At 35.8% G+C, this 26,665-nt stretch carries 27 protein-coding genes and 1 pseudogene; 7 read left to right on the top strand and 21 right to left on the bottom strand.

The genetic code is table 11. From position 1 onward, the window contains the following. The first annotated feature begins 24 nt into the window (after positions 1–24). The gene (locus B0186_RS11680; RefSeq protein ID WP_235817198.1) at positions 25–555 is read left to right on the top strand and encodes a glycosyltransferase family 25 protein; all 531 of its coding nucleotides are present in this window, start codon (positions 25–27) and stop codon (positions 553–555) included. Positions 556–618: 63 nt separating this feature from the next. Here B0186_RS11680 and rnd read toward each other — a convergent pair whose 3' ends face one another. From rnd to rlmE, 16 genes are all read right to left on the bottom strand, one after another. Beyond that, positions 619–1,767, bottom strand: a complete 1,149-nt coding sequence (gene rnd / locus B0186_RS07005; protein ID WP_078218664.1) for a ribonuclease D — start codon at positions 1,765–1,767, stop codon at positions 619–621. Between the two features lie 65 nt (positions 1,768–1,832). Then, positions 1,833–3,518, bottom strand: a complete 1,686-nt coding sequence (gene fadD, locus B0186_RS07000; RefSeq protein WP_078218663.1) for a long-chain-fatty-acid--CoA ligase FadD — start codon at positions 3,516–3,518, stop codon at positions 1,833–1,835. A 184-nt stretch (positions 3,519–3,702) separates the two neighbouring features. After that, the gene (locus B0186_RS06995) at positions 3,703–4,245 is read right to left on the bottom strand and encodes a Slp family lipoprotein (RefSeq protein ID WP_078218662.1); all 543 of its coding nucleotides are present in this window, start codon (positions 4,243–4,245) and stop codon (positions 3,703–3,705) included. Between the two features lie 24 nt (positions 4,246–4,269). Then, positions 4,270–4,986, bottom strand: a complete 717-nt coding sequence (gene tsaB, locus B0186_RS06990; protein ID WP_172459656.1) for a tRNA (adenosine(37)-N6)-threonylcarbamoyltransferase complex dimerization subunit type 1 TsaB — start codon at positions 4,984–4,986, stop codon at positions 4,270–4,272. Positions 4,987–4,993: 7 nt separating this feature from the next. Beyond that, entirely contained in the window at positions 4,994–6,916 is a 1,923-nt protein-coding gene (locus B0186_RS06985) for an ATP-dependent DNA helicase (protein ID WP_078218660.1), read from the bottom strand. After that, on the bottom strand, positions 6,885–7,007 hold the full coding sequence (locus B0186_RS12145) for a hypothetical protein (RefSeq protein ID WP_268875286.1): 123 nt from the start codon (positions 7,005–7,007) through the stop codon (positions 6,885–6,887). The genes B0186_RS06985 and B0186_RS12145 overlap by 32 nt, the downstream gene beginning before the upstream one ends. A gap of 99 nt (positions 7,008–7,106) precedes the next feature. Then, on the bottom strand, positions 7,107–7,346 hold the full coding sequence (locus B0186_RS11675) for a hypothetical protein (protein WP_158077970.1): 240 nt from the start codon (positions 7,344–7,346) through the stop codon (positions 7,107–7,109). Position 7,347: 1 nt separating this feature from the next. After that, positions 7,348–7,815, bottom strand: coding sequence for a phosphohistidine phosphatase SixA (gene sixA, locus B0186_RS06980; protein WP_078218659.1), 468 nt, complete (start codon positions 7,813–7,815; stop codon positions 7,348–7,350). A 13-nt stretch (positions 7,816–7,828) separates the two neighbouring features. Beyond that, positions 7,829–9,163 (bottom strand): phosphoglucosamine mutase, encoded by a 1,335-nt coding sequence (gene glmM, locus B0186_RS06975; RefSeq protein WP_078218658.1) that lies wholly within the window; start codon positions 9,161–9,163, stop codon positions 7,829–7,831. An 82-nt stretch (positions 9,164–9,245) separates the two neighbouring features. After that, positions 9,246–10,094, bottom strand: coding sequence for a dihydropteroate synthase (gene folP / locus B0186_RS06970; protein ID WP_078218657.1), 849 nt, complete (start codon positions 10,092–10,094; stop codon positions 9,246–9,248). Next, positions 10,091–10,927, bottom strand: a complete 837-nt coding sequence (locus tag B0186_RS06965; protein ID WP_078218656.1) for a LicD family protein — start codon at positions 10,925–10,927, stop codon at positions 10,091–10,093. The genes folP and B0186_RS06965 overlap by 4 nt, the downstream gene beginning before the upstream one ends. Next, positions 10,924–11,628: an NTP transferase domain-containing protein gene (locus B0186_RS06960; RefSeq protein WP_078218655.1), complete on the bottom strand. Its 705-nt coding sequence runs from the start codon at positions 11,626–11,628 to the stop codon at positions 10,924–10,926. Before B0186_RS06960 ends, B0186_RS06965 begins: the two co-directional genes overlap by 4 nt. Further along, positions 11,625–12,518, bottom strand: a complete 894-nt coding sequence (locus tag B0186_RS06955; protein ID WP_078218654.1) for a DMT family transporter — start codon at positions 12,516–12,518, stop codon at positions 11,625–11,627. Before B0186_RS06955 ends, B0186_RS06960 begins: the two co-directional genes overlap by 4 nt. Positions 12,519–12,521: 3 nt before the next feature. Further along, entirely contained in the window at positions 12,522–13,409 is an 888-nt protein-coding gene (locus B0186_RS06950) for a choline kinase family protein (RefSeq protein WP_235817197.1), read from the bottom strand. Between the two features lie 89 nt (positions 13,410–13,498). Continuing rightward, positions 13,499–15,337 (bottom strand): ATP-dependent zinc metalloprotease FtsH, encoded by a 1,839-nt coding sequence (ftsH, locus tag B0186_RS06945; RefSeq protein WP_078218653.1) that lies wholly within the window; start codon positions 15,335–15,337, stop codon positions 13,499–13,501. A gap of 121 nt (positions 15,338–15,458) precedes the next feature. After that, positions 15,459–16,088: a 23S rRNA (uridine(2552)-2'-O)-methyltransferase RlmE gene (gene rlmE / locus B0186_RS06940; protein ID WP_078218652.1), complete on the bottom strand. Its 630-nt coding sequence runs from the start codon at positions 16,086–16,088 to the stop codon at positions 15,459–15,461. Between the two features lie 118 nt (positions 16,089–16,206). Here rlmE and yhbY point away from each other — a divergent pair, with 118 nt between their 5' ends. Continuing rightward, positions 16,207–16,503, top strand: a complete 297-nt coding sequence (gene yhbY, locus B0186_RS06935; RefSeq protein WP_078218651.1) for a ribosome assembly RNA-binding protein YhbY — start codon at positions 16,207–16,209, stop codon at positions 16,501–16,503. Between the two features lie 55 nt (positions 16,504–16,558). Here yhbY and greA read toward each other — a convergent pair whose 3' ends face one another. Continuing rightward, positions 16,559–17,035 (bottom strand): transcription elongation factor GreA, encoded by a 477-nt coding sequence (gene greA, locus B0186_RS06930; protein ID WP_078218650.1) that lies wholly within the window; start codon positions 17,033–17,035, stop codon positions 16,559–16,561. Between the two features lie 159 nt (positions 17,036–17,194). Between greA and dacB the strand changes: the two genes are divergently transcribed. Next, positions 17,195–18,634, top strand: a complete 1,440-nt coding sequence (gene dacB, locus B0186_RS06925; protein ID WP_078218649.1) for a serine-type D-Ala-D-Ala carboxypeptidase — start codon at positions 17,195–17,197, stop codon at positions 18,632–18,634. Positions 18,635–18,675: 41 nt separating this feature from the next. Here the strand turns inward: dacB and B0186_RS06920 are convergent, their stop codons facing one another. After that, a complete protein-coding gene (locus B0186_RS06920) occupies positions 18,676–20,085 on the bottom strand; it encodes a YdgA family protein (RefSeq protein WP_078218648.1) in 1,410 nt (469 codons plus the stop codon). A 171-nt stretch (positions 20,086–20,256) separates the two neighbouring features. On the opposite strand from B0186_RS06920, the gene lolB reads away from it, so the two are divergent. The 3 genes from lolB to B0186_RS06905 are packed head-to-tail and all read left to right on the top strand — an operon-like array spanning position 20,257 to position 22,783. Next, positions 20,257–20,886 carry a lipoprotein insertase outer membrane protein LolB gene (gene lolB / locus B0186_RS06915; RefSeq protein ID WP_078218647.1) on the top strand — a complete coding sequence of 210 codons (630 nt, stop codon included), beginning with the start codon at positions 20,257–20,259 and terminating at the stop codon, positions 20,884–20,886. Beyond that, the gene (gene ispE / locus B0186_RS06910; protein ID WP_078218646.1) at positions 20,886–21,806 is read left to right on the top strand and encodes a 4-(cytidine 5'-diphospho)-2-C-methyl-D-erythritol kinase; all 921 of its coding nucleotides are present in this window, start codon (positions 20,886–20,888) and stop codon (positions 21,804–21,806) included. The genes lolB and ispE overlap by 1 nt, the downstream gene beginning before the upstream one ends. A gap of 29 nt (positions 21,807–21,835) precedes the next feature. Beyond that, entirely contained in the window at positions 21,836–22,783 is a 948-nt protein-coding gene (locus B0186_RS06905; RefSeq protein ID WP_078218645.1) for a ribose-phosphate pyrophosphokinase, read from the top strand. 47 nt (positions 22,784–22,830) lie between these two features. On the opposite strand, the gene B0186_RS06900 is transcribed toward B0186_RS06905, so the two are convergent. Continuing rightward, positions 22,831–23,709 (bottom strand): pirin family protein, encoded by an 879-nt coding sequence (locus B0186_RS06900; RefSeq protein ID WP_078218644.1) that lies wholly within the window; start codon positions 23,707–23,709, stop codon positions 22,831–22,833. A 213-nt stretch (positions 23,710–23,922) separates the two neighbouring features. On the opposite strand from B0186_RS06900, the gene B0186_RS06895 reads away from it, so the two are divergent. After that, complete coding sequence (locus tag B0186_RS06895; protein WP_078218643.1) at positions 23,923–24,708, top strand: RsiV family protein; 786 nt, start codon at positions 23,923–23,925, stop codon at positions 24,706–24,708. A 171-nt stretch (positions 24,709–24,879) separates the two neighbouring features. On the opposite strand, the pseudogene rluB reads toward B0186_RS06895, so the two are convergent. Both rluB and B0186_RS06885 read right to left on the bottom strand, forming a co-directional pair. After that, positions 24,880–25,773 (bottom strand): annotated as a pseudogene (rluB, locus tag B0186_RS06890) (23S rRNA pseudouridine(2605) synthase RluB); the annotation flags it as partial. 221 nt (positions 25,774–25,994) lie between these two features. Further along, positions 25,995–26,618, bottom strand: coding sequence for an L-threonylcarbamoyladenylate synthase (locus B0186_RS06885; protein WP_078218641.1), 624 nt, complete (start codon positions 26,616–26,618; stop codon positions 25,995–25,997). Positions 26,619–26,665 lie beyond the last annotated feature (47 nt).

Genomic DNA, 26,665 nt, shown 5'->3' with positions numbered 1-26,665 from the left:
AGCAATCAGCAATCAGCAAATCATATCTGCTTTTTTTTTGAAGATGATATTGTTTTTTCTGATAAATTTACTCCCGATCTTATCAATGAAATCACAGATTTCATTTCCTCTTTAGAAAAACCCTCTATTCTTGTTTTGTTTAATAGTATTTACAAAAAGAAGAAAATAAAAGATTTCCAAACTTGCAATATTTCTGTCTTCTCTGCTCATAATTTATTTTATGCTTATGGATATGTAATCAATCGAAAAGCTGCGGAAAATATTTTAACAATTCAAACACCAATTAAATTTGAAATTGATGCGTTCAAATTTTATTATTGGCTAAGTGCGGTTGATTTATATTGTTTAAATGCCAATTTAGTAGAACCAGCTCCAACAATATCAGAATTATCAGAAATAAATGATGGACACCCTAGAGGATATACCAAACAGCGTACCATAAAGAAAAATAAAGCATTTCGCCTTTTATATAATCAACTCAGTTGCAAAGATAAATTAAGTGCTAATATTAAAAGAATACAAAAAGCACTACATAAGCCTTTTGAAAAATTATAATCTGCGGTCACTTTTTCATTAAATTTTAGGCATGCTAGAAAAAATTCTCTAGCATGTTTTAAATTAAAAATTTAAAACTTCTAACAATAACAATCCATATTTTCTACGCCAACCACAAAGTAAATCGGGTAAATCATTAGGATCTTGTTGCTTAATCCAACACCATTTTATCAGTTGATCTAACATACGTTTGCTGGATAAAACCTTCGTTGGTAGACCCTGTGGAGTGATTTCTTGTAATTTAGTTTGTAACAATTTAATGACTATACGATAACGAGGATCGTTAGAAACACGCAAAATAGGGACTGGATAATCATGCTTTGCAACTCTTTTCGCTTTTTCTAATATTTTTAATATTTTTTTGCCATGAATACGAATCTCTTGCGGATCCAAGCCTATGGATAAAAGCTCTGAGATGTGCTTTGGATTGTGTTGAGCAACGGCAATCAAATGTTCTGCTCGCACAACAAAATTTAATGCAAGATCCCTTTTGATTGCTTCTTCTTGGCGCCATTTAGCCAGTAATTTCAAGCGCATCAATTCCTGTGAATTTAACTTCCAAGCACCAGAGACAGAAAAATAAGCATTTTGACTATCTTTTATTTGCTTGTATTTTTCTAGCAAAATTTCGCAGTCATTTTCTACCGCACTTTGCCAAGGTGTTTGAGCGAGAGCTTGTTGCATGCGTTGAAACAGTGGCAATAAATACCATACATCAGCTACCGCATAATGCAATTGTATTTTAGACAGAGGACGAGTCAGCCAATTCGTTCGAGAAGCTCCTTTATCAATTTCTAATGCAAAATAGTGTTTCAGCAATGTGGAAAACCCTATGGAGCTTCCATGCTGCAAAAAGGCAGCCATAATTTGCGTATCGAGCATTGGCGTTGGTAATTGTTGAAAATAATGCTGAAAAACTTCTAAATCTTCACCACAAGCGTGTAATACTTTAATTACTTTTTGATTAGACAACAGCTGAATAAAAGGCGAGAAGTCACTAATTTCAAGAGGATCAATTAAGCTAACTTGTTCACCATCATAAAGTTGGATTAACCCCAATTTAGGATAAAAACTTCTTGTACGAACAAACTCAGTATCTAGTGCAACAACAGTCTTTTGCTGTGCTTGTTGACAAACCTCAAATAATTGAGCATTTGTTGTAATCAATTGAAAGTGCGGTGGATTTTGGACTTCTTTTATTAAAACAGACATACTTCTTATCTATTAAATAGGAAACAAAAAAGAAATGGGCGATTGATTGATCGCCCACTTAATATTTAGCTTTGCGAACGTTTTGCGAGCTCTTCATCACGCAAGACTCGACGCAAAATTTTACCTACATTAGTTTTTGGTAATTCATCACGGAATTCAATATCTTTCGGGATTTTGTAACCTGTAAGGTGCTGGCGACAATGTTGACGTAATTCATCACGAGTTAAACTATCATCTTTCACTACGAAAATTTTAATTGTTTCTCCGGAAACTTCATGAGGAACGCCAATAGCAACTACTTCTGCGACTTTATAGTTAAGCATAACGACATCTTCAATTTCATTTGGATAAACATTAAAACCAGATACGATAATCATATCTTTTTTACGATCCACAATACGCAAACTATAAGTTTCATCCATGATTACCACATCGCCTGTTGCCATCCAGCCATCTTTCAATACCTCGGCGGTAGCTTCTGGACGTTGCCAATATCCCTGCATAACTTGCTCGCCTTTAACCCAAAGTTCGCCCGGTTCGCCAAGTTCAGCCAAAGTGCCGTCATCTTTAACAATCTTAATATCGGTATTTGGTACAGGAACACCAATAGTGCCGTTGTGTTTAACCACATTAATTGGGCAAGCAGCAATTAAAGGCGAACATTCAGTCATGCCATAACCTTCGATAATATTGCAACCTGTTAATTCATGCCAACGCGTAGCCACAGACTGTTGAATAGCCATACCACCGCCAACAGACAATTTCAGCGTAGAAAAATCAACTTCTTTAAAGTTTTCATTGTTCAATAACGCATTAAATAAAGTATTTACACCTGTTAGTGCGACAAAACGATGCTTTTTCAACTCTTTAACAAAACCATCAATATCACGAGGATTGGTAATTAACACTGCTGTGATACCTAATTCAATAAAGAGCAAACAGTTTACCGTTAAAGCGAATACATGATAAAGCGGTAAAGCAATGATAGCTTTACGTTCTTTTTTATGATCACCCACAAACGGCAGTGCAATCCAAGCGGCTTGGAAAATATTTGTGATGATATTACCATGGCTCAACATCGCTCCTTTTGCCACGCCAGTTGTGCCACCTGTATATTGCAAAAAGGCTAAATCAGTGCGCTCTACTTGTGGGCGCACATATTGGCGATTTTTGCCCACTGCTAAAACTTCACGAAATGTGACCGCACTTGGTAGCTTATATTTTGGTACTAATTTTTTCACATATTTCACCACAAAATTAACTAAAGTGCGTTTACCAAAAGAAAGCTGATCGCCCATTCTAGTTAAAATAACGTGCTTAATATTGGTATTGAAAACCACTTTTTCTAAAGTTGAGGCAAAATTTGACACAATCACAATGGCTGTTGCGCCACTATCTTGTAACTGATGTTCAAGTTCACGTGGCGTATAAAGTGGATTTACATTCACTACTACCAAACCCGCACGCAAAATCCCAAATAATACGATTGGATATTGCAATAAATTGGGCATCATCAATGCAACACGATCACCACGTTTTAATTTCAATTCATTTTGTAAATAAGCAGCAAAAGCTCGGCTACGTTCTTCTAATTTACGGAAAGTTAAAACTTGCCCCATGTTCACATAAGCAGGACGATCTGGATGCTCACGAATAGCTTTATCAAACATATCTAATAAGTTTTCATATTTTGACGTATCCAGCTCAAATGGTGAACCTTCTGGGTAATTTTGAAACCAAGGTTTTTGCATGGTATTTATCCTTTTCAATCAATGAGATTTTCAGTCTTTTTTACTATTTTCTTGTGAAAAATTGGCTTGCATTATACTTTAATTTTTGGCTTTTGGCGGATTTATTTCTCCAAATAAATCCCACTTAATCCAAGTAAAATCAGCCATAAAAAGAGAAAAAGGCGAGCTAAACTCGCCTTCACGCCTAATATAAAACATAACGTAAACGAGGTTCGGGCCGCCAAAAACCACCAAATCCCCAACGACGTCGACTTTCATAAAAATCGGCTAAATCTTCTGGATCATAATAATATTCTTGAGCAAGCTGCCAAATGCGGTAATCTTTTCCTTGTAAAATAGGGTAAATATAATCCGCTTGATCAATTTTTCCTTTTTCAGCGCCCTTTAGAAAACCGCCCATCGTAATATATTGATCTTTTAAACTTTCTGGATCAATAAAGCCATCAAGATAGGCAATGAAACGTCCGTTTGTTTGTCCTTCTAACTCTGGTCTTCCCGAAAAAGTTAAAATCGGTAAACTCAACACTTCAATTTTCATTTTATTTTGTAATGCTGTCGCCTTGATGACTTTTCCACCTAAACGGGCTTGCTTGCAATGACATTGCAGAATCTCTTCATTGACTTGCGCTAAATTTTGGATCTCATACTTATCTCGCTCTAACCCTTGTGGTGCTGAGATACAAGCGGTTAAGAAAAAAATACTCAATAAAAAAAAGCTATTTTTCATTTGATTTGCTCCTCAAATTAGGCATTATTCACGCCCTGGCAATTTCTTCCAAGTCACTTCATTACGCAAATAAACTGGCTCAATTTCCACCGCACTTATCCATTGTTTTTGATGATAATAAGGTAATGCAAGGGAAAGCATATAGCGTGCCGAAGGCAAGTGGATTTGCGTATTTTCGCCCAGTCCTGCAACACTAAATTCTGCATAAGCATTCCAACCTGTACCTACGGTTATCCAGTGCTCTGCTGGAATATCTTGTAATTGTGCTAAAGCCTGCAGTGGCGAACAAACTTGCTCATTGATGAGTTCTTGCCATTGCATAAACTCCGTATTTTCCAACCGCACTTTTTCCGCTCTTAGCTGGCTAAAATACACTTCATTCATTCTCGCATCAATTGCACACAATACCTGTTCGGCACCATATTGCTCATAGGCCTGTTGCGCCATTGTGGTTAAATTAGAAATCGCAATTACTGGTAAATCTGCCCCCAAAGCCAAACCTTGAGCAATTCCAGCGCCAACACGCACTCCCGTAAAACTTCCTGGCCCACGCCCAAATACCAGTGCATCGAGCTGATTTAACTGAATACCAGACTGCGTTAAAATCTCATCTATCATGGGTAAAATACGTTTCGTATGGGTGCGTTGTGCGAACTCGTCAAAATGAGTGAACTCCCCTTTGTGTAATAAGGCGACAGAACAGGCTTCTGTTGATGTATCAATTGCTAATAAAGTTGTCATAATTCTGTTATTTTTCCTTGTTAATTTCCGCCAAGAATTGTACCACTTTGTTTAAATCTCGGGTACGTTTTGCATTAGGCAAACTGCGCAAAAAGATCTCGCCGTAAGGTCTGGTCACTAATCGGCTGTCACAAATAATTACCGCACCTCGATCTGTGACATCACGAATTAAACGCCCTACACCTTGTTTTAAGGCAATTACTGCCTCTGGAATTTGAATATCGTTGAAAGGCTCTCCCCCTTGTAAACGACAATCTTCAATTCTCGCTTTAAGTAAAGGCTCATCAGGTGCAGTAAAAGGTAATTTATCAATGATCACTAAAGATAACGCATCTCCACGCACATCAACCCCCTCCCAAAAACTCGAAGTAGCCACTAGGACGGAATGATCTTCTTGAATAAATTGCTCAAGTAATTTTCCTTTTGAAGTTTCGCCTTGCAGCAAAATACTTAATTGACTATGTTCACGAAAATATTCCGCCAAGCCTTTCATCATCAAATAAGAGGTACAAAGCACAAAACAGCGCCCTTTATTACTTTCGATAACGGGCAATAACATTTCAGCTAATTGGTTTAGCGTCTTACTTTGATTTGTAGCCGGCAAGTAACGAGGCACGCAAAATAGCGCTTGCTCAGGATAATTAAATGGGCTAGGCAACACTTGCTGTTCGGCATTTTCAATACCTAAACGTTGACAAAAATGATCAAAAGTACCAGCAACTTCCAAAGTTGCAGAAGTAAAAATCCAAGCAGTTTGGCGAGATTTCATTTGTTCACCAAATTTATCCGCCACAGTTAAAGGCGTAATATGTAAACCAAATTGTCGCCCTATTGTTTCAAACCAGTAACAAAATCCTACCACATCGGTTTCCCGTAAGCGTTGTAACATAGTTTTTAGTTGAATAACTCGCTCAAAAATACTGTCTAACGTTTGCGAACGACCTAAGCCTAACTTAATAACCTCGGCGGTAAAATCTAATTTTTCTTGTAATAAATTAAAAGATTTTTCCACCGCACTTTGGGCAAGCATTTCACGCCAATTTCCCCGTGAATTTCCCTCACTGAGCAATATACGAAAATCTTGCACCACTTTTAATAAAGTATCAGATGCGACACCAAGCTGTGCCATATCTTTGACTTCTGTGCGGTAAACAATATTAATATCTTTGCATAAATCAAAAAATTGGCGAGAAGTAATACTTTGCCCAAAATATTGACTGGCAATATCGGGAAGTTGATGTGCTTCATCAAAAATAATCACTTCAGCTTGAGGGATTAATTCACCAAAACCACTCTCTTTTACCGCCATATCAGCAAAAAATAAATGGTGATTAACAACAACTAAATCAGCATTTAGTGCTTTTTTACGAGCCAAAGCAACATAACAATCGGCATAATTAGGGCAATCTGTTCCCAAACAACTTTCTACCGTGCTTGTTAATTGTGGCAAAATGGGACTATCTTCCGCCAACTCCACACATTCAGTCAAATCGCCTGTTTTGGTTGCATTATTCCATTTGCGCACCTTAGCTAAATCTGCTAGCACGTCCCTATTACCCAGTACGCCTTGGGCAATAAGCTGATCTAAACGCTCCAAGCATAAATAATTAGCTCGCCCTTTTAGCAAGGCTATTTTTCCGCTGTAATTCAAGGCTTTTTTGATGACCGGAAGATCTCGGCTGAAGAGTTGGTCTTGTAGATTTTTGGAGCCCGTGGAAATAATGGTTTTCTTTTTAGCTAATAAAACTGGAGCTAGATATGCAAAAGTTTTCCCAGTTCCTGTGCCAGCCTCTACAACTAAAGTGCTTTTTTGACTAATTGCACGCCAAACTGCTTTTGCCATTTCCACTTGTTCGGTACGAGAACGAAAATCTTTGATCTTTTCACTTAATGCACCGTTATTGGCGAATGTTTGAATAATTTGTTGCATTGATTAATAAATTTAAACCGCACTTTGAACCTAGGTTATGACAAACACAAGAAAAGTGCGGTGTTATTTTGCTTAAAATTAAAGTCATCATTTGGAAGTTGCCGAATAATAGCAAAATCAAATAAAAACGAAAGGATTATTTAAAGCAACAATAACGCAAAAATAGCGCACAACGATAGCGCCAGTGTCCTCACTGGTGCTTTGTTTTTTTGCCGCAAAGAGCGGTGGTAATTTTAGGAGTTTTAGTCACCCGTGAGGACACGGGCGACAGCAGCGTAATATTAAAAATAATCTTAGTTGCTTGTCCGCTAAAACGATCATCAATTATGCGTCTTGCTCTCAAAGCGATACCTAAAATCAGCATTAACAATGTAGGTAAAGTAACGCTAATGGAAAAGAGAAAAGCAGACAAGAAATCGTTATTTTGCACACTACTCTGGATATTTTATCTCCGTAACCACCGCACATTGCTCACAATCCCATTGCATGCCAGCAATCGTTGAAGGATAAAAACTCACTGGACTGCGTCTTTGGCATAATTCCGTCACAATTTCGCCCACTAAAGGTAAATGTGAAACAATTAAAACAGTATTAACGCCTTGTTCTGCTAATACGGATAAATAATCGACAACTAAACTACTGCTACTGTAAGGCGTAATAGCATCCCAAATTTCCTGTTTTGCACTTAATTGATGCTGATAAACTGCATCAATTTTGGCAAAAGTTTCTAGCGCTCTTGTATAAGGGCTGACCAGCACCTTATCAAAATCAGGCATTACTGTTTTTAACCAGTTTCCCTGCTCTGTGGCTTGTAACTGTCCTCTTGAGGTTAAACAGCGTTCTTTGTCTGACTTTGCCATGACTTCTGCTTCGCCATGGCGCATTACAAATATTTTCATTATTTTCTTACACTTAATTTGCTCGCACTGCATCAGCAATTTTTTCAGCACTAAGTTGGGCTAATTCGGCATCTTCACATTCCACCATAACTCGAATTAACGGCTCCGTCCCAGATTTGCGCAATAAAATTCTGCCTTTACCTATCAGCTGTTGCTCAACTTCTGTCGCAATTGATTTTACCGCATCACTTTCCAGTGGATTTGTTCCACCTGTAAAGCATACGTTGATTAACACTTGTGGAAATAATTCCACCGCACTTGCCAATTCATGTAAGGAAAATCGGTGTTGAACCATGGCTGCGAGTACAGCTAAGGAAGTAATCACGCCATCTCCCGTTGTATTCTTATCTGCAATAATGATATGACCTGAGTTTTCACCACCAAATTTCCAACCTTTTTCTTGCATTTTTTCCAACACGTAGCGGTCGCCAACATTAGCTCGCACAAATGGAATACCCAATTGTTTTAAGGCTAACTCTAAGCTCATATTGCTCATTAAGGTTCCTACTACACCACCTTTTAAGTTACCAGAACGCAATGCCTCACGAGCGATAATAAATAAAATCTGATCACCATCAACTTTATTACCTAAATGATCAACCATAATTAAGCGATCACCATCACCGTCATAGGCTAAACCAACATCAGCTTTGGTTTCTAATACCTTATCTTGTAGTGCTTTAATATCTGTTGCACCGCACTTTTCATTAATATTCATACCATTTGGCTGAGTACCGATTTCGATCACTTCAGCACCAAGCTCACGCATTACGTTTGGTGCAATATGGTAAGTTGCACCATTTGCACAATCCACAACAATCTTATATTTTTCTAAACTTAAATGTGCTGGGAAAGTACTTTTACAAAATTCAATATAACGACCTGTTACATCATTAATACGACTTGCACGTCCTAATTGAGCAGACTCAACACAGTCCATTGGTTGCTCTAACATAGTTTCAATAGCTTCTTCTATATCATCAGGCAATTTTGTTCCTTGAGCAGAGAAAAATTTAATTCCATTATCATAGAAAGGGTTATGGGACGCAGAAATTACAATCCCTGCTTCAGCACGAAAAGTACGGGTAAGATAAGCAATTGCTGGTGTTGGGATCGGTCCAGTAAAAGCGACAGATAATCCTGCTGCTGCCAAACCAGCCTCTAATGCCGATTCCAACATATAGCCAGAAATACGCGTATCTTTTCCAATTAAAACTCGACCTGTGCCTTGAGTTGCTAATACTTTACCAGCAGCCCAACCTAACTTAAGTGCAAAATCAGGAGTTATTGGATAAGTTCCTACTCTGCCACGCACGCCATCAGTTCCAAAATATTTACGTTCTGCCATTTTTTATTCCTTGATTATTCATCAAATAAGTGGAAAACACTTATTATTTATTGTTATAAAATGAATTTTTATTAGATCCTTTCTAAGCATGCTCTGTTGCCTGCCAAATTTTCAATACATCTTGCGTTTCAGCGACATCATGTACGCGCAAGATTCTTGCACCATTCATTGCGGCAAGTAATGCACCTGTAACACTGCCCATCACTCGCTGATCCACAGGCTTATCCAACACAGCACCAATCATTGATTTACGCGATAAACCCGCTAGTACAGGAACACCTTGCTGGCAAAATTGGCTAAGTTGCTGTAATAACTTGTAATTATGTTGCACTGTTTTACCAAAACCAAACCCAGGATCCCAAATGATATTTTCTTTTTTTATCCCAGCTTGCAAACAAAGTGCGGTGCGATTTTGCAAAAATTCTAATACTTCTTGCACTACATCACCATATTGTGGGTTCTGTTGCATAGTACGAGGTTGTCCTTGCATATGCATAATACAAGTTGGCAAGCCTAATTTTACCGCTGTTTCCAATGCCTTTGGCCCTTGTAGTGCACGAATATCATTGATCAAATCCATGCCAACTTTAGCACTTTCCAACATCACTTCCGCTTTAGAAGTATCCACTGAAATCCAGCAATCAAAACGTTTTCTTACCGCCTCAACCAAAGGAACCACACGATCTAACTCTTGTGCTAAGCTGACTTCTTCAGCATTGGGACGAGTAGATTCACCGCCAATATCAATAATCGAAGCACCCGCTTTCAACATTTTTTCCACTTGAATAATTGCTTTATCTAACTGAAAAAATTGTCCTTTATCAGAAAAAGAATCTGGGGTGAAATTTAGAATACCCATAATTTTAGGGGAAGAAAGATCTAACGTTCTATTATTTGCTTTCAAATAAAATTTAGATGAAGAATAAATCATAAAAATTTCTCTTGACTTATTCCTTCCAATATACATTCCATGTTCCATGTTCCATGTTTTGGCATTCTCTCATTTTCTGGAGGCAACTGCATATAGTTACCGTAATAATCTGTTAAATGTTCATGATAATTTTTTGTTACATAAAAATATTTATCTTCAAATTTCACTTTTTCAAATTTAGAAAAATATTCTTTGGGCATATAAGATTTTTGCCAACCACCATAATCAGATAAAAAAAGTCCAATATTTTCACTATTCTTTTCATTATAATTTTCTCTTAACCAACTCAAATTAGTTTGCATTTTTTGATAAAAGAATTGTGCTAATTTACCAAATATTTTTTTCATTAGACTATTATCTTTGGCTCGATAAAAACGTTTCTTTAAGGAACTAAATCTTAGTTTTAATCTACGATGCTTTTTCATGGATTTATACAAAAGATCTAAATCACTAGGCACATAATCTAAAACAAAAATATCAATAAATATATGACTTGATCTATGTCTCTCCGCCAAATATGTTCTCATATCATAAATTTTAGCCATTTCTCCAGCAACATCGCCATCAAAAGTTTCAATAGGAGATAATTGATAATAATCATGATTGAATTTATTCCAAACTGATACAAACTTTTGATACTCACTCCATAACATATAGACATCAATATCATCATCCCAAGGAATAAATCCTTGATGTCTAATTGCACCAATTAATGTACCCCCACCTAGAGAATATTTTATATTATGCTCCTCACATATATTATGAAAATACTCTAAAATATTTAAAGAAATCATTTGTAATTCTTTTAAAGATATATTTTTACCCTTTATCATACTATACCTCTAGAGTTTATATTATTAAGTGCAAAATAATAATGTTCTAACTTATCTACTTCAAACGCATCATTTTCATTAAGATTGAAAACACCTATGTTTAAGTCATCTAACATACTAATTGGAATATTATCCCAATATAACTTTGAATTGGTTAAATTATCTTTCGAGTTATATTTTTCTAATTTTTCTTTGATTTTAGTTGCATCCTTTTTATTCCAATAGGACACACCTAATAAACTAGCTTTTACATCATTGCTAATCCTCATGTTTATAACTCGATCATTATTATCACATTCTGGGATCCATTCATTATCTTCAGAAATAGGTCTTTTAATAACGAAATAAGAGCTTCTATTTAACTTTTCAAGGAAAATATTTCTTGTTAAAATAACATCTGAATCAATCACATAAGTATCTGAAAAATAATCTTTTGCTAAATAAAATGAATATACATTATTATATTCAATAAATTTATCATTATATATTAAATTACAATTATATTTATCCCTTAAATAATCAAATTGTTCTTTTAAATATCCTGTAACAATAAAGATATCCTTTATACCTGCCTCATGTAAATATAAGATAGTCCTTTCAATATTTGGAATATTATCTACAGGTAATAAAGCTTTATGTTTATTTTTAGTTATTTCTTTTAAACGGCTACCAAGCCCAGCAGCTAATATTATTGCATTCATACATTCTCCCTTAATACAAAGACGCAACCTAAAACAATACCTAATGACAATAAAATATGAGAGATAGATATATTGGAATTAGAAAAAAAATATTCAAAAACGACAACCCATACACCATAAGTTATATTTAATATCATTGCTCTTATGGGTTTAATATAGTATATAGCCCTATAATAAAGATAATAAGAAATAATTGAGAAAGAGATAATACCTAACAATATAAATTTGATATTGAAATTTATACCATCTGGAATATCTTTTTTAATATAGAAAAGAGTTAAAAATGATGCTAAATATAAGATACTTGAACTAAGCTGACGAAAGAGATAAACATAATGAAATTTTAAATATCTCATGGCATATCCTGAAACTGCAATTTCTATTCCCCATCCGAATGCCGTACAAAGAGCTAAAACTCCACCTAATATATAAAATTCGTTATCATATTGATAGCTCAGTAAAGCAGAGCAAAAAATAGCAATTAAAAAGCCATATTTAGCATATCTAGATAATTTTTCTTTTAGAAGAACATATGAGAAAGTAGCTCCTATTATTGGATACAGCGCTGAAATTGAAGCTATATAACTAGAATTCATTGTGCTGATAGCAAATAAATAGCAAAGCATTGCTGAGGCACTCAAAATACCCGCTAAGCAAGAAAAAATCATGCCTTTATTGCTTAATGTTAGTATAGAGATTCTATTCTTCTTTCTAAAGAAAATATAAAACGAAACAGAAATAAAAGCGATAAAATCTATAAAAAAGAGGATTATCAATATAAACGAAGAATTATTAGAGATAGGATAACTATTATTTAATAAGGAATATAAAAAAGTTACTCCCCCCCATAGAATACCAGAAAATAAAGCAATAAAGTAAGCAAAGAACATCTACTAATATCCTCTTTCCTTTATATCTTTCATGAACTTAATTGCCCTTAAAATTCTATTTTCCGCATAATCACCAAAGCTTTCTTGATTTTCTTCTTTAATTAAAGTCCATAAAAACCAAAGAACATCTTGAGTAAATTGGTAATAGCTAATTTTTTTCATTACTTCATCAAAATCAATCTTCTCTTGATAATAATTACTAAGAAAAAATTTTTTCTCATCTAAGTTGAGATTACATTCTAAGAAAAAAGCCGCTATATCAAATAAAGGATCATTCATCCCTGAATATTCCCAATCAATAAAATAAATATCATTATCTTTAATTAAGATATTTTCTGGAACCAAATCATTATGACAGGGAGATAGTAGTATACTTTGACCATCAAAATAATCAGAGAGAGACTCAAATAAGTGAATAACATTTATCATTTCTGGATGATACTGATAAAAATCATTCTTATTTTTTAATAAGCTAAAATAGTGCTTATACTCATTAAATACATTGAATCTGTTATAAAATTGAACAGCACTTTGATGTAACAATTTTAATTTTTTTGCTATTTTAGCTAGAAAGTCGTAATTTCTAATATTTTGGTGGGTTAGTGAATAGCTATTCTCTAAGAAATAAGTTACTTTTATTCCTGTTTTTTCATCAAAGAAATACGTCCCTACATTAATATTTATTTCTGAAGCCTTAACACTATTAATGGACTCATAAGAACGATTAATGAGTTCCTGAGTCATAGCCCCAGGAACTCTTAGAACATATTTCGTATTATCAATATTGATAATATAGTTTTTATTTGTCATTCCCCCTAAATACATGATTTCAGTATCACTTATCTCAGTATCTGGGAAAACATTTTTAACAATATTGGTTACGTTATGCATATTTAATGAATATTTTTATAGATTAACAATCCTCTACTATCTAATTCTACTAGGCTTTTTTAGAACTATAAACAGGGAATTGTAAATTTTTATTCATTATTACTCCAACCTGATGGAGCCGTAACCTCTTCTCTATTCATCAATTGTTTGATTTGTACTTCCTCGATCGTTTCATATTTTACTAATGCGTCTTTCATTGCATGTAAAATATCCATATTATCAATCAGCAACTGTCTTGCTCTTTGGTAATTACGGCTAACTATTGCTCTTACTTCTTCATCAATAGTATGTGCGGTTTCATCAGACATATGTTTAGCCTTTGCCATTGAACGTCCAAGGAACACTTCGCCTTCATCTTCTGAATACAAAATTGGACCTAATTTATCTGAAAAGCCCCATTGAGTCACCATATTACGAGCAATATTTGTTGCTACTTTAATATCATTAGAAGCACCCGTTGAAATATTTTCTTCGCCATAAATAAGCTCTTCAGCTAAACGACCTGCATATAAAGTCGAAAGTTTACTTTCTAATTGTTTTTGGCTAATGCTAACTTGGTCACCTTCCGGTAAGAAGAAAGTTACCCCTAAAGCACGCCCACGAGGAATAATCGTCACTTTATGTACAGGATCATGTTCAGGCACTAAATAACCCACAATAGCATGACCTGCTTCATGATAAGCAGTACTTTCTTTAACTTTATCTGTCATGATCATGGTACGGCGTTCAGGTCCCATGTTGATTTTGTCTTTCGCTTTTTCAAACTCTAACATGGTCACTACTTTTTTATTGGTGCGTGCAGCAAATAAAGCTGCCTCATTCACAAGATTTGCTAAATCCGCACCTGAATATCCCGGTGTACCACGAGCTAATGTCATTGCATCAACATCATCTGCCACAGGTACTTTACGCATATGAACTTTTAAAATATGTTCACGACCGCGCACATCCGGTAAACCAACAACGACTTGGCGGTCAAAACGGCCTGGACGAGTTAAAGCTGGATCTAAAACATCAGGGCGGTTAGTTGCAGCAATAACAATAACGCCTTCATTACCTTCAAAACCATCCATTTCAACAAGCATTTGGTTCAAGGTTTGTTCACGTTCATCATGTCCACCGCCAAGACCAGCTCCACGCTGACGACCAACCGCATCAATCTCATCAATAAAGATTAAGCAAGGCGCATTTTTCTTAGCTTGTTCAAACATATCACGAACACGAGATGCCCCCACACCAACGAACATTTCTACGAAATCAGAACCTGAAATAGTGAAAAATGGTACTTTTGCTTCTCCAGCGATGGCTTTTGCTAGTAAGGTTTTACCTGTACCTGGAGGTCCCACCATCAAAATACCTTTTGGAATTTTACCGCCCAATTTTTGGAACTTGCTTGGATCGCGTAAGAAATCAACAATTTCGCCAACCTCTTCTTTTGCCTCATCACAGCCGGCAACATCGGCAAAAGTCGTTTTAATCTGCTCTTTGGTTAGCATCTTGGCTCGGCTTTTACCAAAGCTCATGGCTTTACCGCCACCACCTTGCATTTGGCGCATAAAGAAGAACCAAACCCCAATTAATAAAATCATTGGAAACCAAGAGATTAAAATTTGTGATAGAAAACTGCGTTGCTCTGGTAAAGCTCCATCAATTTTTACCTTTGACTTAATTAGATCGTCTAATAATTTACGATCTTCTAAAGGTGTAGGAAGAACTGTTGTATATTTTGAACCATCTTTTTTAGTGACAAAAATTTCACCTACTTCATTAAATTTAGTAGCTGAAACTTGGTTATTTTCTACATCACTAATAAATGTAGTGTAATCAATTGCATTACTTGATGAACTTCCGCTAAAACTTTGATAAGCGGTCATCATCACCACTGCAACAACAATCCAAAGGACTAGATTTTTCACCATATCGTTCAAGGCTTGAACTCCATATTTTAGTAGTTAATAATTTGTTACAAGATACTATAAATCCATAGGGATTTAAAGTTATCACATTGATTGTTCATTATTTATTAAATGAAAAAGTGCGGTCACTTTTTTATCCTTTATAACCCGTAGCCACAATGTAAACCTCACGAGAACGTCCACGGGATGCTTCTGGTTTACGCACTTTAACCACGTTAAATAATGAGCGAATTTCTTTTAAATATTCATCAAAACCTTCCCCTTGAAAGACTTTAACCACAAAACTTCCTTTTGTCGCTAAAACTTGTTTACACATATCAAGGGCAAGCTCAACTAAATACATTGCACGAGGAATATCCACTGATGGCATACCACTAAAATTTGGAGCCATATCAGACATCACTACATCTACTTTTTTTTCACCAACACGCTCTAACAGTGCTTGTAATACTTTTTCATCGCGGAAGTCGCCTTGTAAAAAATCAACCCCCACAATGGGATCCATTTCCAAAATATCACAGGCAATCACTCGACCATTACCGCCAATTTGCCCCACAACATATTGTGACCAGCCACCCGGCGCTGCACCAAGGTCAACAACTGTCATACCATGCTTAAACAAGCGATCTGTTTGTTGAATTTCATCTAATTTAAAATAGGCTCTGGAGCGCAGTTTTTGCTTATGTGCCTTTTGCACAAAAGGATCTTTAAAATGTTCATTTAACCAGCGGCTAGAACTCGCTGAACGTTTTTTCTTTCCCATAATTTTCTAAATTTTGTAGCGGTTTGCTCAATATAAGGTTAAAATCTTCCAGTTCAAGTCAATTTAACTATTTTTATAAAATTGACCGCACTTTTTCATTATGTAGGATAAATAACCAATGACATTATCGACAAAACAAAAACAATTTCTAAAAGGTTTAGCACATCATTTAAGTCCTGTGGTCATGCTAGGTGCTAATGGTTTAACAGAAGGGGTTTTAGCTGAAATTGACAACGCATTAAATCACCATGAATTAATCAAAGTGAAAATTTCTGGTGCAGAACGTGAAACCAAGCAATTGATTATTGATGCAATTGTACGTGAAACTCAAGCAAATGCGGTACAAACTATAGGTCATATTCTTGTGCTTTATCGTCCAAGTGATGAACCAAAAATTCAATTGCCTCGTAAATAAATTACAGCAAATAAAATGGGCTCTTAAGCCCATTTTTATCTGTTAAACCTCTACCCTATTTATATTCTACTTCGATAATCTCAAATTCAACTTTGCCACCTGGTGTAGCGATAACAACGGTATCATCAACTTCTTTACCAATTAAACCACGAGCAATGGGTGAATTCACAGAAATTAGACCAGCTTTAATGTCAGCCTCATCATCTCCAACAATTTGATAAGATACTTCTTCATCAGTATCTGTATTGAGTAATACCACTGTTGCACCAAAAATTACTTTGCCATTGTTAGGTAATTTAGTGACATCAATAATTTGGCAATTTGCTAATTTGCCTTCGATTTCTTGGATACGTCCTTCACAGAAACCCTGTTGTTCACGAGCAGCATGATATTCTGCATTTTCTTTTAAATCGCCATGTTCGCGCGCTTCAGCAATTGCTTTAATAATCTCTGGACGGCGTACATTCTTTAAAAAATCTAATTCTTCTCTTAATTGTTCTGCGCCACGCACAGTCATTGGAATTTGTTTCATTGCTTTATACTTCCTTTTTTAAGTAAAACAAAACTACGATATGGAAATAATAACCATATCGTAGTTTATAAAAAATATTCTCACAAAAGTCATTTACTCTTGCATATCACCGCACTATTATTGTTCGTCTTAAAAAAAATAGCAACTACAATCCGCATTATGTGTAAACTTATTTCTAAATTTAAACTCGGTCTTTTAACCCTTAGCTTATCTATCTCGCAATATAATCTTGCTCAAGTTGATATGACAGCGCTCTCTGGTCATTTACCTGAAGGTGCTCAACTTGGCTTTATTGCCAAAAATTTGCATACTAATCGAATTTCAGCTGAATTCAATGCTCACTCACTTATGCTGCCAGCTAGTACACAAAAAGTTCTGACCGCACTTGCTGCTAAACTCACGCTTGGTGATCAGTTTAAATTTGAAACGAGTTTACTTACCAATGGAAAAATAGAAAACTCACAATTAAAAGGCGATCTGATTGTAAAATTCACTGGCGATCCAGATTTAACCAGCGGACAGCTCTATAATTTGCTTGCTCAACTCAAACAAAAAGGAGTTAGCAAAATAACTGGTAATCTTATTTTGGATACTTCAGTTTTTGCTGGCCATGATCGTGGTTTAGGCTGGATTTGGAATGATTTAACCATGTGTTTCAATTCCCCACCAGCTGCGGTAAATATAGACAATAACTGCTTTTATGTAGATTTAGATGCAACACAAGCGGCGGGAGAATTAGTTAAATTTAATATACCAGCACAATATCCTGTGCAAGTATTTGGTCAAGTTCGTATAGCCAGCAAAGAAGAAAGTCCTTATTGTACGTTAGATGCTGTTGTGCATGATAATAATCGCTATCAAATTAAAGGTTGTTTATCTCGCCAAACAAAACCTTTCGGTCTTAGCTTTGCGGTACAAGATCCTAACGCTTATGCTGCTGCTATTATTTCACGTCAACTGACTCGCCTTGGTATTCAATTTAGCGGTAATATCCAGCAACCGCATTCATCATCAAAAGGGATTTTATTAGCGCAACATTTATCTAAGCCATTACCTGATTTATTAAAAAAAATGATGAAAAAATCAGATAATCAAATTGCAGATGCGTTATTTCGTACAATCGCCTACCAATATTACAAACGACCAGCAACTTTCCAACTAGGTGCAATGACTCTAATGCACATTTTACAGTCAAAAGCAGGTATAAAATTCAATAATGCCAATATTGCGGATGGTTCAGGCTTATCTCGCCATAATCTCATTACGCCACAAATCATGCTACAAGCACTGGAATACATCGCAAAACATGAAGCACAATTAGGTTTATTGGAAACCTTTCCTATTGCGGGTGTCGATGGAACTTTAAGTGGTCGTGGTTCCATGATTAAAGAACCACTAATGAAAAATATAATCGCTAAAACAGGGGCGTTAAAAAATGTTTATAACTTGGCTGGATTTATCACAAATGAAAGAGGGGAAAAAATTGCTTTTGTGCAGTTTATCAATGGATACTCTACTGGAAACAATGAAAACAAGGTCAAGCGAGCGCCTTTAGTTCAATTTGAAAATTCAATTTATAATCATCTTTATCAAGAGTAAAAAATTGGCAGATGATCAACATCTGCCAATTTTCATCTCAATTAGTAGCCTAATTTATAGCCTATACCGCTCAACATAAGCAAGAATCGGATCTCTTCATCCGTGAAGAATTTGTCATTAAATTTTAGCTTATTATCTTCCAAATTCATGGTTAAAGTTAATTTATCGCCATTAACAACAAATGCGTTGGAGCCGATAGCTTGAAAATATAATTCATTGACTGTTTTCTCAGCGATCTGTTCTGCCATTTCATTATTTTGTAGTTTTTGTAACTGAATCAAACGAATAAATTCCTTAATCACAGCTTTATCTAATTCTATATTTGCAGAAAGTCTATTAAATAACCCCAAAATAGTCTGAGATGCAGCAACTTTTTCTACATCATGAACGAACGCAAGATCTAAATTAGCTGAAATTTTACCTTTTGAATTACTTAACATTAAAGGGGAAACTTTAATTTCTGGTGCATCATTTAAAATCTCTTTAGCTTCTTGGATCGCTAGCTCATCTTGCAAATGAGTATTGCCTGTAGCAGTCATGTTTTGTGAAATAACGAGAAGATTGTTTAAGGCAAGAGCATTAACATGATTAAACTGAGTGCTTAATTCGCCACCAAAGAAAGATTGCCCAGCCCAAAGAAGATCATCAAGTTTATAACTCACCCCAATATCAACAAATCCCTCTTTTTCTGCCATAGTCACCGTATTGTTTAGATTTTTCAGCTTGACTTTAAGATCTTGCTTTTTCAGGCTCGAAATATCTATATCTTTGACATTAATAGAATAGGTTCCCTTAAATAAATGCGCTAGATTTTCGATAGGCTGTAAATCAGCATGAATGGAGCCATCTTTTAATTTCACTACAATTTGATCGCCAGATAAGCCTGTCATTGACATTTCATTAAGGTGAAGTTCACCTTGACCAAATCCGTCCATATCATCAGAGTTAAATGTGCTATTTATAGCCCAATCAACTAACATTTTTTCTGTTTTCACAGCCACATCAGACTTCGCTTTACTGCGAATTCTTTTGTCATAGCCTAAAGCATAAGTAATTTGTAATGGGTTTGTTTTATCATCTTTAAACCAAGAAGATGTAAGCTCATTTTTGACCATCTCCGCTTTAGAGGAAAAAAGAGCTAAAGAAAAATCATTTAAGGTAATAGGACCATGATAAAACTTCTCTTTAAAAGGAATCTCATATTGTTTTTCATTTATATCTAAATTTACCTTATAAGAAATATCAGAGCTAAAAAAGCCACGTTTAAATTGTAAATCATTAATCGCCACATGAAAGTTAGGTGATGTTGCTTGAGTCGCTAATTTCTGATTAACGTTCTCTACATATTTTAGGTATTCTTGCTCTGCTACTTTTCCTGTGTACCAAGTACTGCCCGCCCAAACAGCACCTAATACCCCCAAAATAGCTATTGAAATTTGTGATTTTTTCATCGTATTTCCTTAAAAGTGATAATTGTAAAAATGAAGAGATAAACTCTGCTGGCTAAATTAGCACAGTTCATTACCAAATCAAAGTGCGGTTACATTTTGCAAACTTTTGTATCTTTACTAATCTTATGCAAAGCCTTAGAATACTGCGACTTTTTTATCATCTAATAACTTATGAAACCATATCAAAAACGCCTTTCCATTCTTATTTTAAGCGCCTTACTAAGTGCTTGTACTTTAGATATTGCTAGCGAGCGTCCACAAAATATTCAGTATATAGAAAAAAATGATGCAACGTGGTTACAACATCTACAACAACTTAAACAAATAAAACAATATCAAACAACTGGACAACTCGGTTACATTAGCAATAAAGAGCGATTTTCTACTCGCTTTACTTGGCAATACCAAAGTCCACAATCCTATTCTTTACTACTTTCTTCTACCATAAGTAGCTCAACTCTTAAATTTGAAATGTCTCCTTTCGGCATCACGATTTCAGATCATAAAGGTAATCAGCGTTCAGCTAGCGATGCCAAAAATTTATTGCGAGAAATCATTGGCACAGATATTCCATTACAACAATTAGGAAACTGGTTAAAAGGCCAACCTGATGAAAAGGCTGATTATCAAGTGGGAATAAATCATCTTTTAGCCAGTTTTAGCTATTCTGTAGAAGGCGATGTTTGGACAGCGGATTATCTCAACTACCACACAGAGCAAAAAATTCCATTACCAAAAGATATATTACTCAAAAGTCATCAACAGACTTTAAAAGTCAGAATAGATAACTGGAAATATTAATGAAAAACTATCAATTTTCCACCGCACTTTTATCATCAAAACAACAAGGGAAAAAATGGCGTTTCCCTTGTCCTGCAAAGCTGAACTTATTTCTATACATAAACGCTCAACGCCCCGATGGTTATCACGAATTACAAACTCTATTTCAATTTTTAGATTTCGGCGATTGGTTGAGTATTGATGTTCGTAGTGACGGAGAAATCATCCTAACGCCTGAAATACCTCATCTAAAAACGGAAGATAATTTAATTTATCGAGCAGCAAAATTATTACAACAGAAAACAGGTTGTACGCTAGGCGCAGATTTACATTTAGACAAAATATTGCCAATGGGTGGTGGTGTTGGTGGTGGCTCATCAAATGCCGCTACGACCTTAGTTGCCCTCAATTATTTATGGAATACTCAGCTGTCACTTTCCGAGCTTGCTGAATTAGGGCTACAGCTTGGCGCTGATGTGCCAATTTTTGTCCATGGACAAGCTGCTTTTGCTGAAGGTGTTGGTGAAAAACTGACCTTTTGCCAGCCGCCTGAAAAGTGGTTTTTAGTCTTAAAACCCGAAACCTCAATCTCCACAGCTGTTGTATTTAAAGATCCTAACTTACCTCGCAATACAGCAAAACGTTCTTTAAAAGAGTTATTAACGACAAAATATGAAAACGATTGCGAAAAAGTTGTTTTAAATCATTATTCAGAGGTTGAAGAAGTCCTTAGCTGGTTGTTAAAATATGCGCTGGCTAGATTAACAGGAACTGGAGCTTGTGTTTTCGCTGAATTTGATAACGAACAAGCGGCACAATCTGCATTTCTTGATAAACCTGAAAAATACTTTGGTTTTGTTGCTCAAGGAAAAAATATTTCGCCATTACATCAAATGCTCAAATATTTATCGCAACAAGAACAAAATTCTTTATCTTCCTAACAATCCAAACTCCAGAGGTTAAATTTACAATGCCTGACATTAAACTTTTCGCTGGGAATGCAACGCCTGAACTAGCAAAACGAATTTCTGAACGCCTATACATTTCTTTAGGTGACGCAACTGTGGGTCGTTTCAGTGACGGGGAAATTCAAGTTCAAATCAATGAAAATGTACGTGGTTGTGACGTTTTTATTATTCAATCTACCTGCGCACCAACAAACGACAATCTCATGGAGTTAGTCGTTATGGTTGATGCGCTAAGACGAGCATCAGCGGGGCGCATTACAGCGGTAATTCCTTATTTTGGCTACGCTCGTCAAGATCGCCGTGTGCGTTCTGCTCGTGTACCAATTACTGCAAAAGTAGTGGCAGATTTCCTATCAAGCGTAGGCGTGGATCGTGTTCTCACTTGTGATCTACATGCTGAACAAATCCAAGGTTTCTTTGATGTACCAGTAGATAACGTGTTTGGTTCACCAGTACTTATTCATGATATGTTGAAGAAAACAGATCTAGAAAACCCAATGGTTGTTTCTCCAGATATTGGCGGTGTAGTTCGCGCTCGTGCAATCGCAAAATTACTTAATGATACAGATATGGCTATTATTGACAAACGCCGTCCTAAAGCCAATGTTGCACAAGTTATGCATATTATTGGGGACGTTGCAGGTCGTGATTGTATTTTAGTGGATGATATGATCGATACTGGTGGTACATTATGCAAAGCAGCTGAAGCATTAAAAGAACGTGGCGCAAAACGTGTCTTTGCTTATGCAACTCATGCGGTATTCTCTGGTGCTGCAGCAAAAAATTTAGCAAATGATGTATTAGATGAAGTTGTTGTAACAGATACTATTCCACTTACACCTGAAATCAAAGCATTAGGTAAAGTGCGAGTATTAACCTTATCTGGAATGTTAGCTGAAGCTATTCGCCGTATTAGTAACGAAGAATCTATTTCTGCTATGTTCAGTTAGTAAAGTTGAACTAACAAAAATGTCGGGCTCACACCCGACATTTTGCTTTAAGCATTTTGTGCAATTTGTCCAAACTTACCATTTTGTACATCATACATTGCCTGCAAGATTTCAGACTCAGTATTCATCACAAACGGACCATATCCAACAATAGGCTCATCAATTGGTTCTCCTGTTAGGATTAATAACTTAGACTCGTTATTCGACTCAATTTGCACATCTACACCACCTCGCTCAAAAGTAATTAATTCTCCACGGCGAGCAATATCTTCATCATTAATCTGTACTGTGCCATCTAAAACCAAAATAATCAGATTATGATTTTCTGGCACAGAAAAGACCGCACTTTTACCCCCATTCATTACCACGTCCCACATATTGATAGGTGTAAATGTGGAAGCTGATCCTTGTGTATTATTCAATTCCCCCGCAATAATACGAGCACTTCCAACTTCATCTGGTAGATTTACAACTGGAATATCTTGCGATTTAATCGCTTGATATTTTGGCGCCGTCATTTTGTCTTTTGCTGGCAAATTAACCCAAAGTTGCACCATTTCAAACATTCCACCTTCTTGTGAAAAACGTTCTGAATGGAATTCCTGATGCATTAAACCAGAACCGGCTGTCATCCGTTGTACATCGCCTGTACCAATAGTTCCGCCACCACCATGTGAATCTTGATGCGTAACCTCACCTTGATAAGCAATGGTCACAGTTTCAAAACCACGGTGCGGATGTTCGCCTACACCACGAAAATCTGATTTACGACCACCGTCAAAATAACGTGGAGGGTTGTAATCCATTAATAAAAATGGGCTTAAATTCTTATCTTGATCTTGATAACTAAACATTGATTGCACTTGGAAACCATTACCAACCCAGTGTTTTGCGGGTGCATAATGTACTTTCGCTACTTTCTTCATATTGTACTCCTTAGTTATTTTTGAATAGATGAATAACTGTCTTTATCATCTCTGTATGTGCTTATTATACGAAGGATAAATAGTTAATAAATAAGAAACACATTGAATAATTTTCAACTAATATAAAGAAATAAACGTATTATAAATCAATTTGCTTTTAGTTTTTCTGGTTCTATAATGGCGAAACTTTTAGCTTACTAAAGAGAAAACCATATGAAAAAAATCTTATTATCTCTGTCTATTGCCATAATAGCATTATTATCAGCTTGTCAGGATCAGGAAATTAAAAATTTACAAGTCAATACTATTACACTTTTTAACAAAGAAGAAAGCATCGTTTATCCTGCTTCAACTGATGAACTATCTCCTAAAAAAGGGATAATTACAGTTCGTGGTGAACTATCTGAAACAGGAATTGAATGGCTTGATCAACTCCTAATCAAAAGCACTTATAACTTAATTGACTCTCAAGAAAACATTAAAAAAGACAATCCAACTAAGCAAGATCTCATAAAAAAATTTCAACAAATTTATGATGAATTAGCTAATCAAGCAAAAGAATCTTCAGCATTTGGAATTGCTTTTGAGTTAGAATCATACTATACAGAACAATATCATCATATCATTACTTTTATGAACTCTCTTTATAGTTTTTATGGTGGACCTCATCCTTTTCGTAATGCGTATTACCAAAATATTGATATTAATAAAAGAAAAGTTATTGAAGTAAACGATATAGTTAGTCAACATCAACAAGAGAAATTAAAAGAGATACTTTGGAAAGACTATAATCATATATTAATTCAAAAAAATATTGATAATTATATTGCAAAGGAAGACTTCACTATTTCAAAACAATTTTATTTCGATGATAATGGTATAACCTTTGTCTACCAACCATACGAACTCCTTCCTTATGCTTATGGCTACACAATATTGGTTGTTGGTTGGGAACAAATACAAGATATTATTAACCCTGAGTATCTTTGGAAAAAATAATATTCTAAATATAAAAAAAGTGCCTCAAAAGAGGCACTACTCGGAAAGCAAAATATGTCGGCTATTGTAATAGCACTTGTTTTTAGTGCGCATAGGATAGAAAACAATGCCATATAATGCAAATACTTATATTAAAATTTGTGAGCCAATTCACGCTTTTAAATAAGTTTTCTATTTTTTATAACGCTTACTCAATTCAGCATAACGCTTAACCGCCTTACGAATTTGGCCCTTTTTTGGTCGACGGCGAGGTTTTGTTACATCAAGTTTACTTTCAGTTTCTGCTGGCAAGCCGACAAGTTCACGCAAATAATTAACATTAGTTAAATCCATTTCTTCCCAGCCACCACGAGGTAAAGATTTCATGAGCTTAATATTGCCATAACGAATACGAATTAAGCGGCTGACTTGAATACCTTGCGACTCCCACAAACGTCGAACCTCACGATTACGCCCTTCCATTAAAGTCACATCAAACCATTGGTTCATACCTTGTCCACCAACAGCTTTAATACTGGTAAAATTAGCAGGACCATCTTCTAATTGCACACCTTTACGCAAACGAGCAATCATTGCATCATCTACATCACCAAAAACACGCACAGAATATTCACGCTCAACCTCATGGCTTGGATGCATTAAGCGATTTGCTAATTCGCCATCTGTAGTAAATAAAAGTAATCCTGATGTATTAATATCCAAACGTCCCACAGCAATCCAGCGAGAGCCATTTAAACGCGGCAAACGATCAAAAACGGTTGCTCTCCCCTCAGGGTCATGTCGAGTGCAAAGTTCGCCTTCTGGTTTGTAATACATTAACACTCGACACACTTCTTTTTGTGCTTGTGTTAAATTCACAATATGCCCATCAATTCTAATTTTTACACCAGAATGTACATCTACACGATCACCTAAGGTTGCCATTTTGCCATCAATGCTGATGCGATTCGCACTAATCATCGCTTCAATTTCGCGGCGTGAACCTTGCCCAGCTCTTGCTAGAACTTTTTGTAGTTTCTCTCCTTCCACTTTTGGCTTATTGCTAGCGTGAGATGATTTTACTGAATTTACAGAAACTTGTGTTTTTTTAACCGCACTTTTATGTTCAGATAAAGCGCCTTTGGCTGAAAAACTTCTGTTATTTGCTCGTTGCTCATTACTTTTACTCGTCATGTTCTTTGCAAAGTGCGGTTTATTTTGACGAGCTTTTTGATTATTTTCTTTCATATATTTTCCTTTTGTCGCTTTCACAAGCGTCTATGATAATTTTCTAAATAAATTTAACTTTAAGCAAAAGGGCTAATATCGCCACTTCCTTCACGCACAATCACTGGGCTATCTTCGGTTAAATCAATAACCGTGGTGGGTTGCTGCCCCAAATAGCCACCATGAATAATTAAATCCACTTGTCGCTCAAGGCGTTCTCTGATTTCTTCTGGGTCCGATTGTGTTGTATATTCCTCTCCCGGCAGCATTAATGAACAAGATAAAATGGGTTCGCCTAAGGATTTTAATAAGTCCAAGGCAATTTGATTATCTGGAACACGAATACCAATGGTTTTACGTTTTGAAGTCATCAAACGGCGAGGCAATTCTTTTGTTGCAGTTAAAATAAAAGTATAGCGCCCTGGCGTATTATTCTTAATCAAACGATATGCCATATTATTCACGACGGAATAATTGGATAACTCAGAAAGATCACTACAAACCAGAGTAAAATTATGTCCTTCAGGTAACTGACGAATTTTTACGATATGATCCATTGCATGCTTATCCCCGATCATACAACCAAGTGCATAACCCGAATCTGTTGGATAAACAATCACGCCACCTTGGCGTAAAATTTCCACCGCTTGATTAATCAATCTTGGCTGTGGGTTTTCTGGATGAACATAAAAAAATTGGCTCATAATTTATTCTCAAAAAGTGCGGTCGAAAATTGGCGCTGATTATACCC

It is taken from the genome of Canicola haemoglobinophilus (genome assembly GCF_002015075.1).
Lineage (GTDB): Bacteria > Pseudomonadota > Gammaproteobacteria > Enterobacterales > Pasteurellaceae > Canicola > Canicola haemoglobinophilus.
This window is presented reverse-complemented; position numbering and strand designations above follow the sequence as displayed.

Bases quoted from the DNA above. Each gene is read 5' to 3' on its own strand.
- dacB (WP_078218649.1), top strand. From the start codon at position 17,195: ATGTGTAAACTTATTTCTAAATTTAAACTCGGTCTTTTAACCCTTAGC.
- rnd (WP_078218664.1), bottom strand. From the start codon at position 1,767: ATGTCTGTTTTAATAAAAGAAGTCCAAAATCCACCGCACTTTCAATTG.
- B0186_RS06985 (WP_078218660.1), bottom strand. From the start codon at position 6,916: ATGCAACAAATTATTCAAACATTCGCCAATAACGGTGCATTAAGTGAA.
- tsaB (WP_172459656.1), bottom strand. From the start codon at position 4,986: ATGACAACTTTATTAGCAATTGATACATCAACAGAAGCCTGTTCTGTC.
- B0186_RS12145 (WP_268875286.1), bottom strand. From the start codon at position 7,007: ATGATGACTTTAATTTTAAGCAAAATAACACCGCACTTTTCTTGTGTT.
- yhbY (WP_078218651.1), top strand. From the start codon at position 16,207: ATGACATTATCGACAAAACAAAAACAATTTCTAAAAGGTTTAGCACAT.
- B0186_RS06995 (WP_078218662.1), bottom strand. From the start codon at position 4,245: ATGAAAAATAGCTTTTTTTTATTGAGTATTTTTTTCTTAACCGCTTGT.
- B0186_RS06965 (WP_078218656.1), bottom strand. From the start codon at position 10,927: ATGATAAAGGGTAAAAATATATCTTTAAAAGAATTACAAATGATTTCT.
- ispE (WP_078218646.1), top strand. From the start codon at position 20,886: ATGAAAAACTATCAATTTTCCACCGCACTTTTATCATCAAAACAACAA.
- rlmE (WP_078218652.1), bottom strand. From the start codon at position 16,088: ATGGGAAAGAAAAAACGTTCAGCGAGTTCTAGCCGCTGGTTAAATGAA.
- B0186_RS06920 (WP_078218648.1), bottom strand. From the start codon at position 20,085: ATGAAAAAATCACAAATTTCAATAGCTATTTTGGGGGTATTAGGTGCT.
- B0186_RS06900 (WP_078218644.1), bottom strand. From the start codon at position 23,709: ATGAAGAAAGTAGCGAAAGTACATTATGCACCCGCAAAACACTGGGTT.
- folP (WP_078218657.1), bottom strand. From the start codon at position 10,094: ATGATTTATTCTTCATCTAAATTTTATTTGAAAGCAAATAATAGAACG.
- lolB (WP_078218647.1), top strand. From the start codon at position 20,257: ATGAAACCATATCAAAAACGCCTTTCCATTCTTATTTTAAGCGCCTTA.
- B0186_RS06950 (WP_235817197.1), bottom strand. From the start codon at position 13,409: ATGCATAACGTAACCAATATTGTTAAAAATGTTTTCCCAGATACTGAG.
- glmM (WP_078218658.1), bottom strand. From the start codon at position 9,163: ATGGCAGAACGTAAATATTTTGGAACTGATGGCGTGCGTGGCAGAGTA.
- greA (WP_078218650.1), bottom strand. From the start codon at position 17,035: ATGAAACAAATTCCAATGACTGTGCGTGGCGCAGAACAATTAAGAGAA.
- B0186_RS06955 (WP_078218654.1), bottom strand. From the start codon at position 12,518: ATGTTCTTTGCTTACTTTATTGCTTTATTTTCTGGTATTCTATGGGGG.
- B0186_RS06960 (WP_078218655.1), bottom strand. From the start codon at position 11,628: ATGAATGCAATAATATTAGCTGCTGGGCTTGGTAGCCGTTTAAAAGAA.
- fadD (WP_078218663.1), bottom strand. From the start codon at position 3,518: ATGCAAAAACCTTGGTTTCAAAATTACCCAGAAGGTTCACCATTTGAG.
- B0186_RS06885 (WP_078218641.1), bottom strand. From the start codon at position 26,618: ATGAGCCAATTTTTTTATGTTCATCCAGAAAACCCACAGCCAAGATTG.
- B0186_RS06905 (WP_078218645.1), top strand. From the start codon at position 21,836: ATGCCTGACATTAAACTTTTCGCTGGGAATGCAACGCCTGAACTAGCA.
- sixA (WP_078218659.1), bottom strand. From the start codon at position 7,815: ATGAAAATATTTGTAATGCGCCATGGCGAAGCAGAAGTCATGGCAAAG.
- B0186_RS06895 (WP_078218643.1), top strand. From the start codon at position 23,923: ATGAAAAAAATCTTATTATCTCTGTCTATTGCCATAATAGCATTATTA.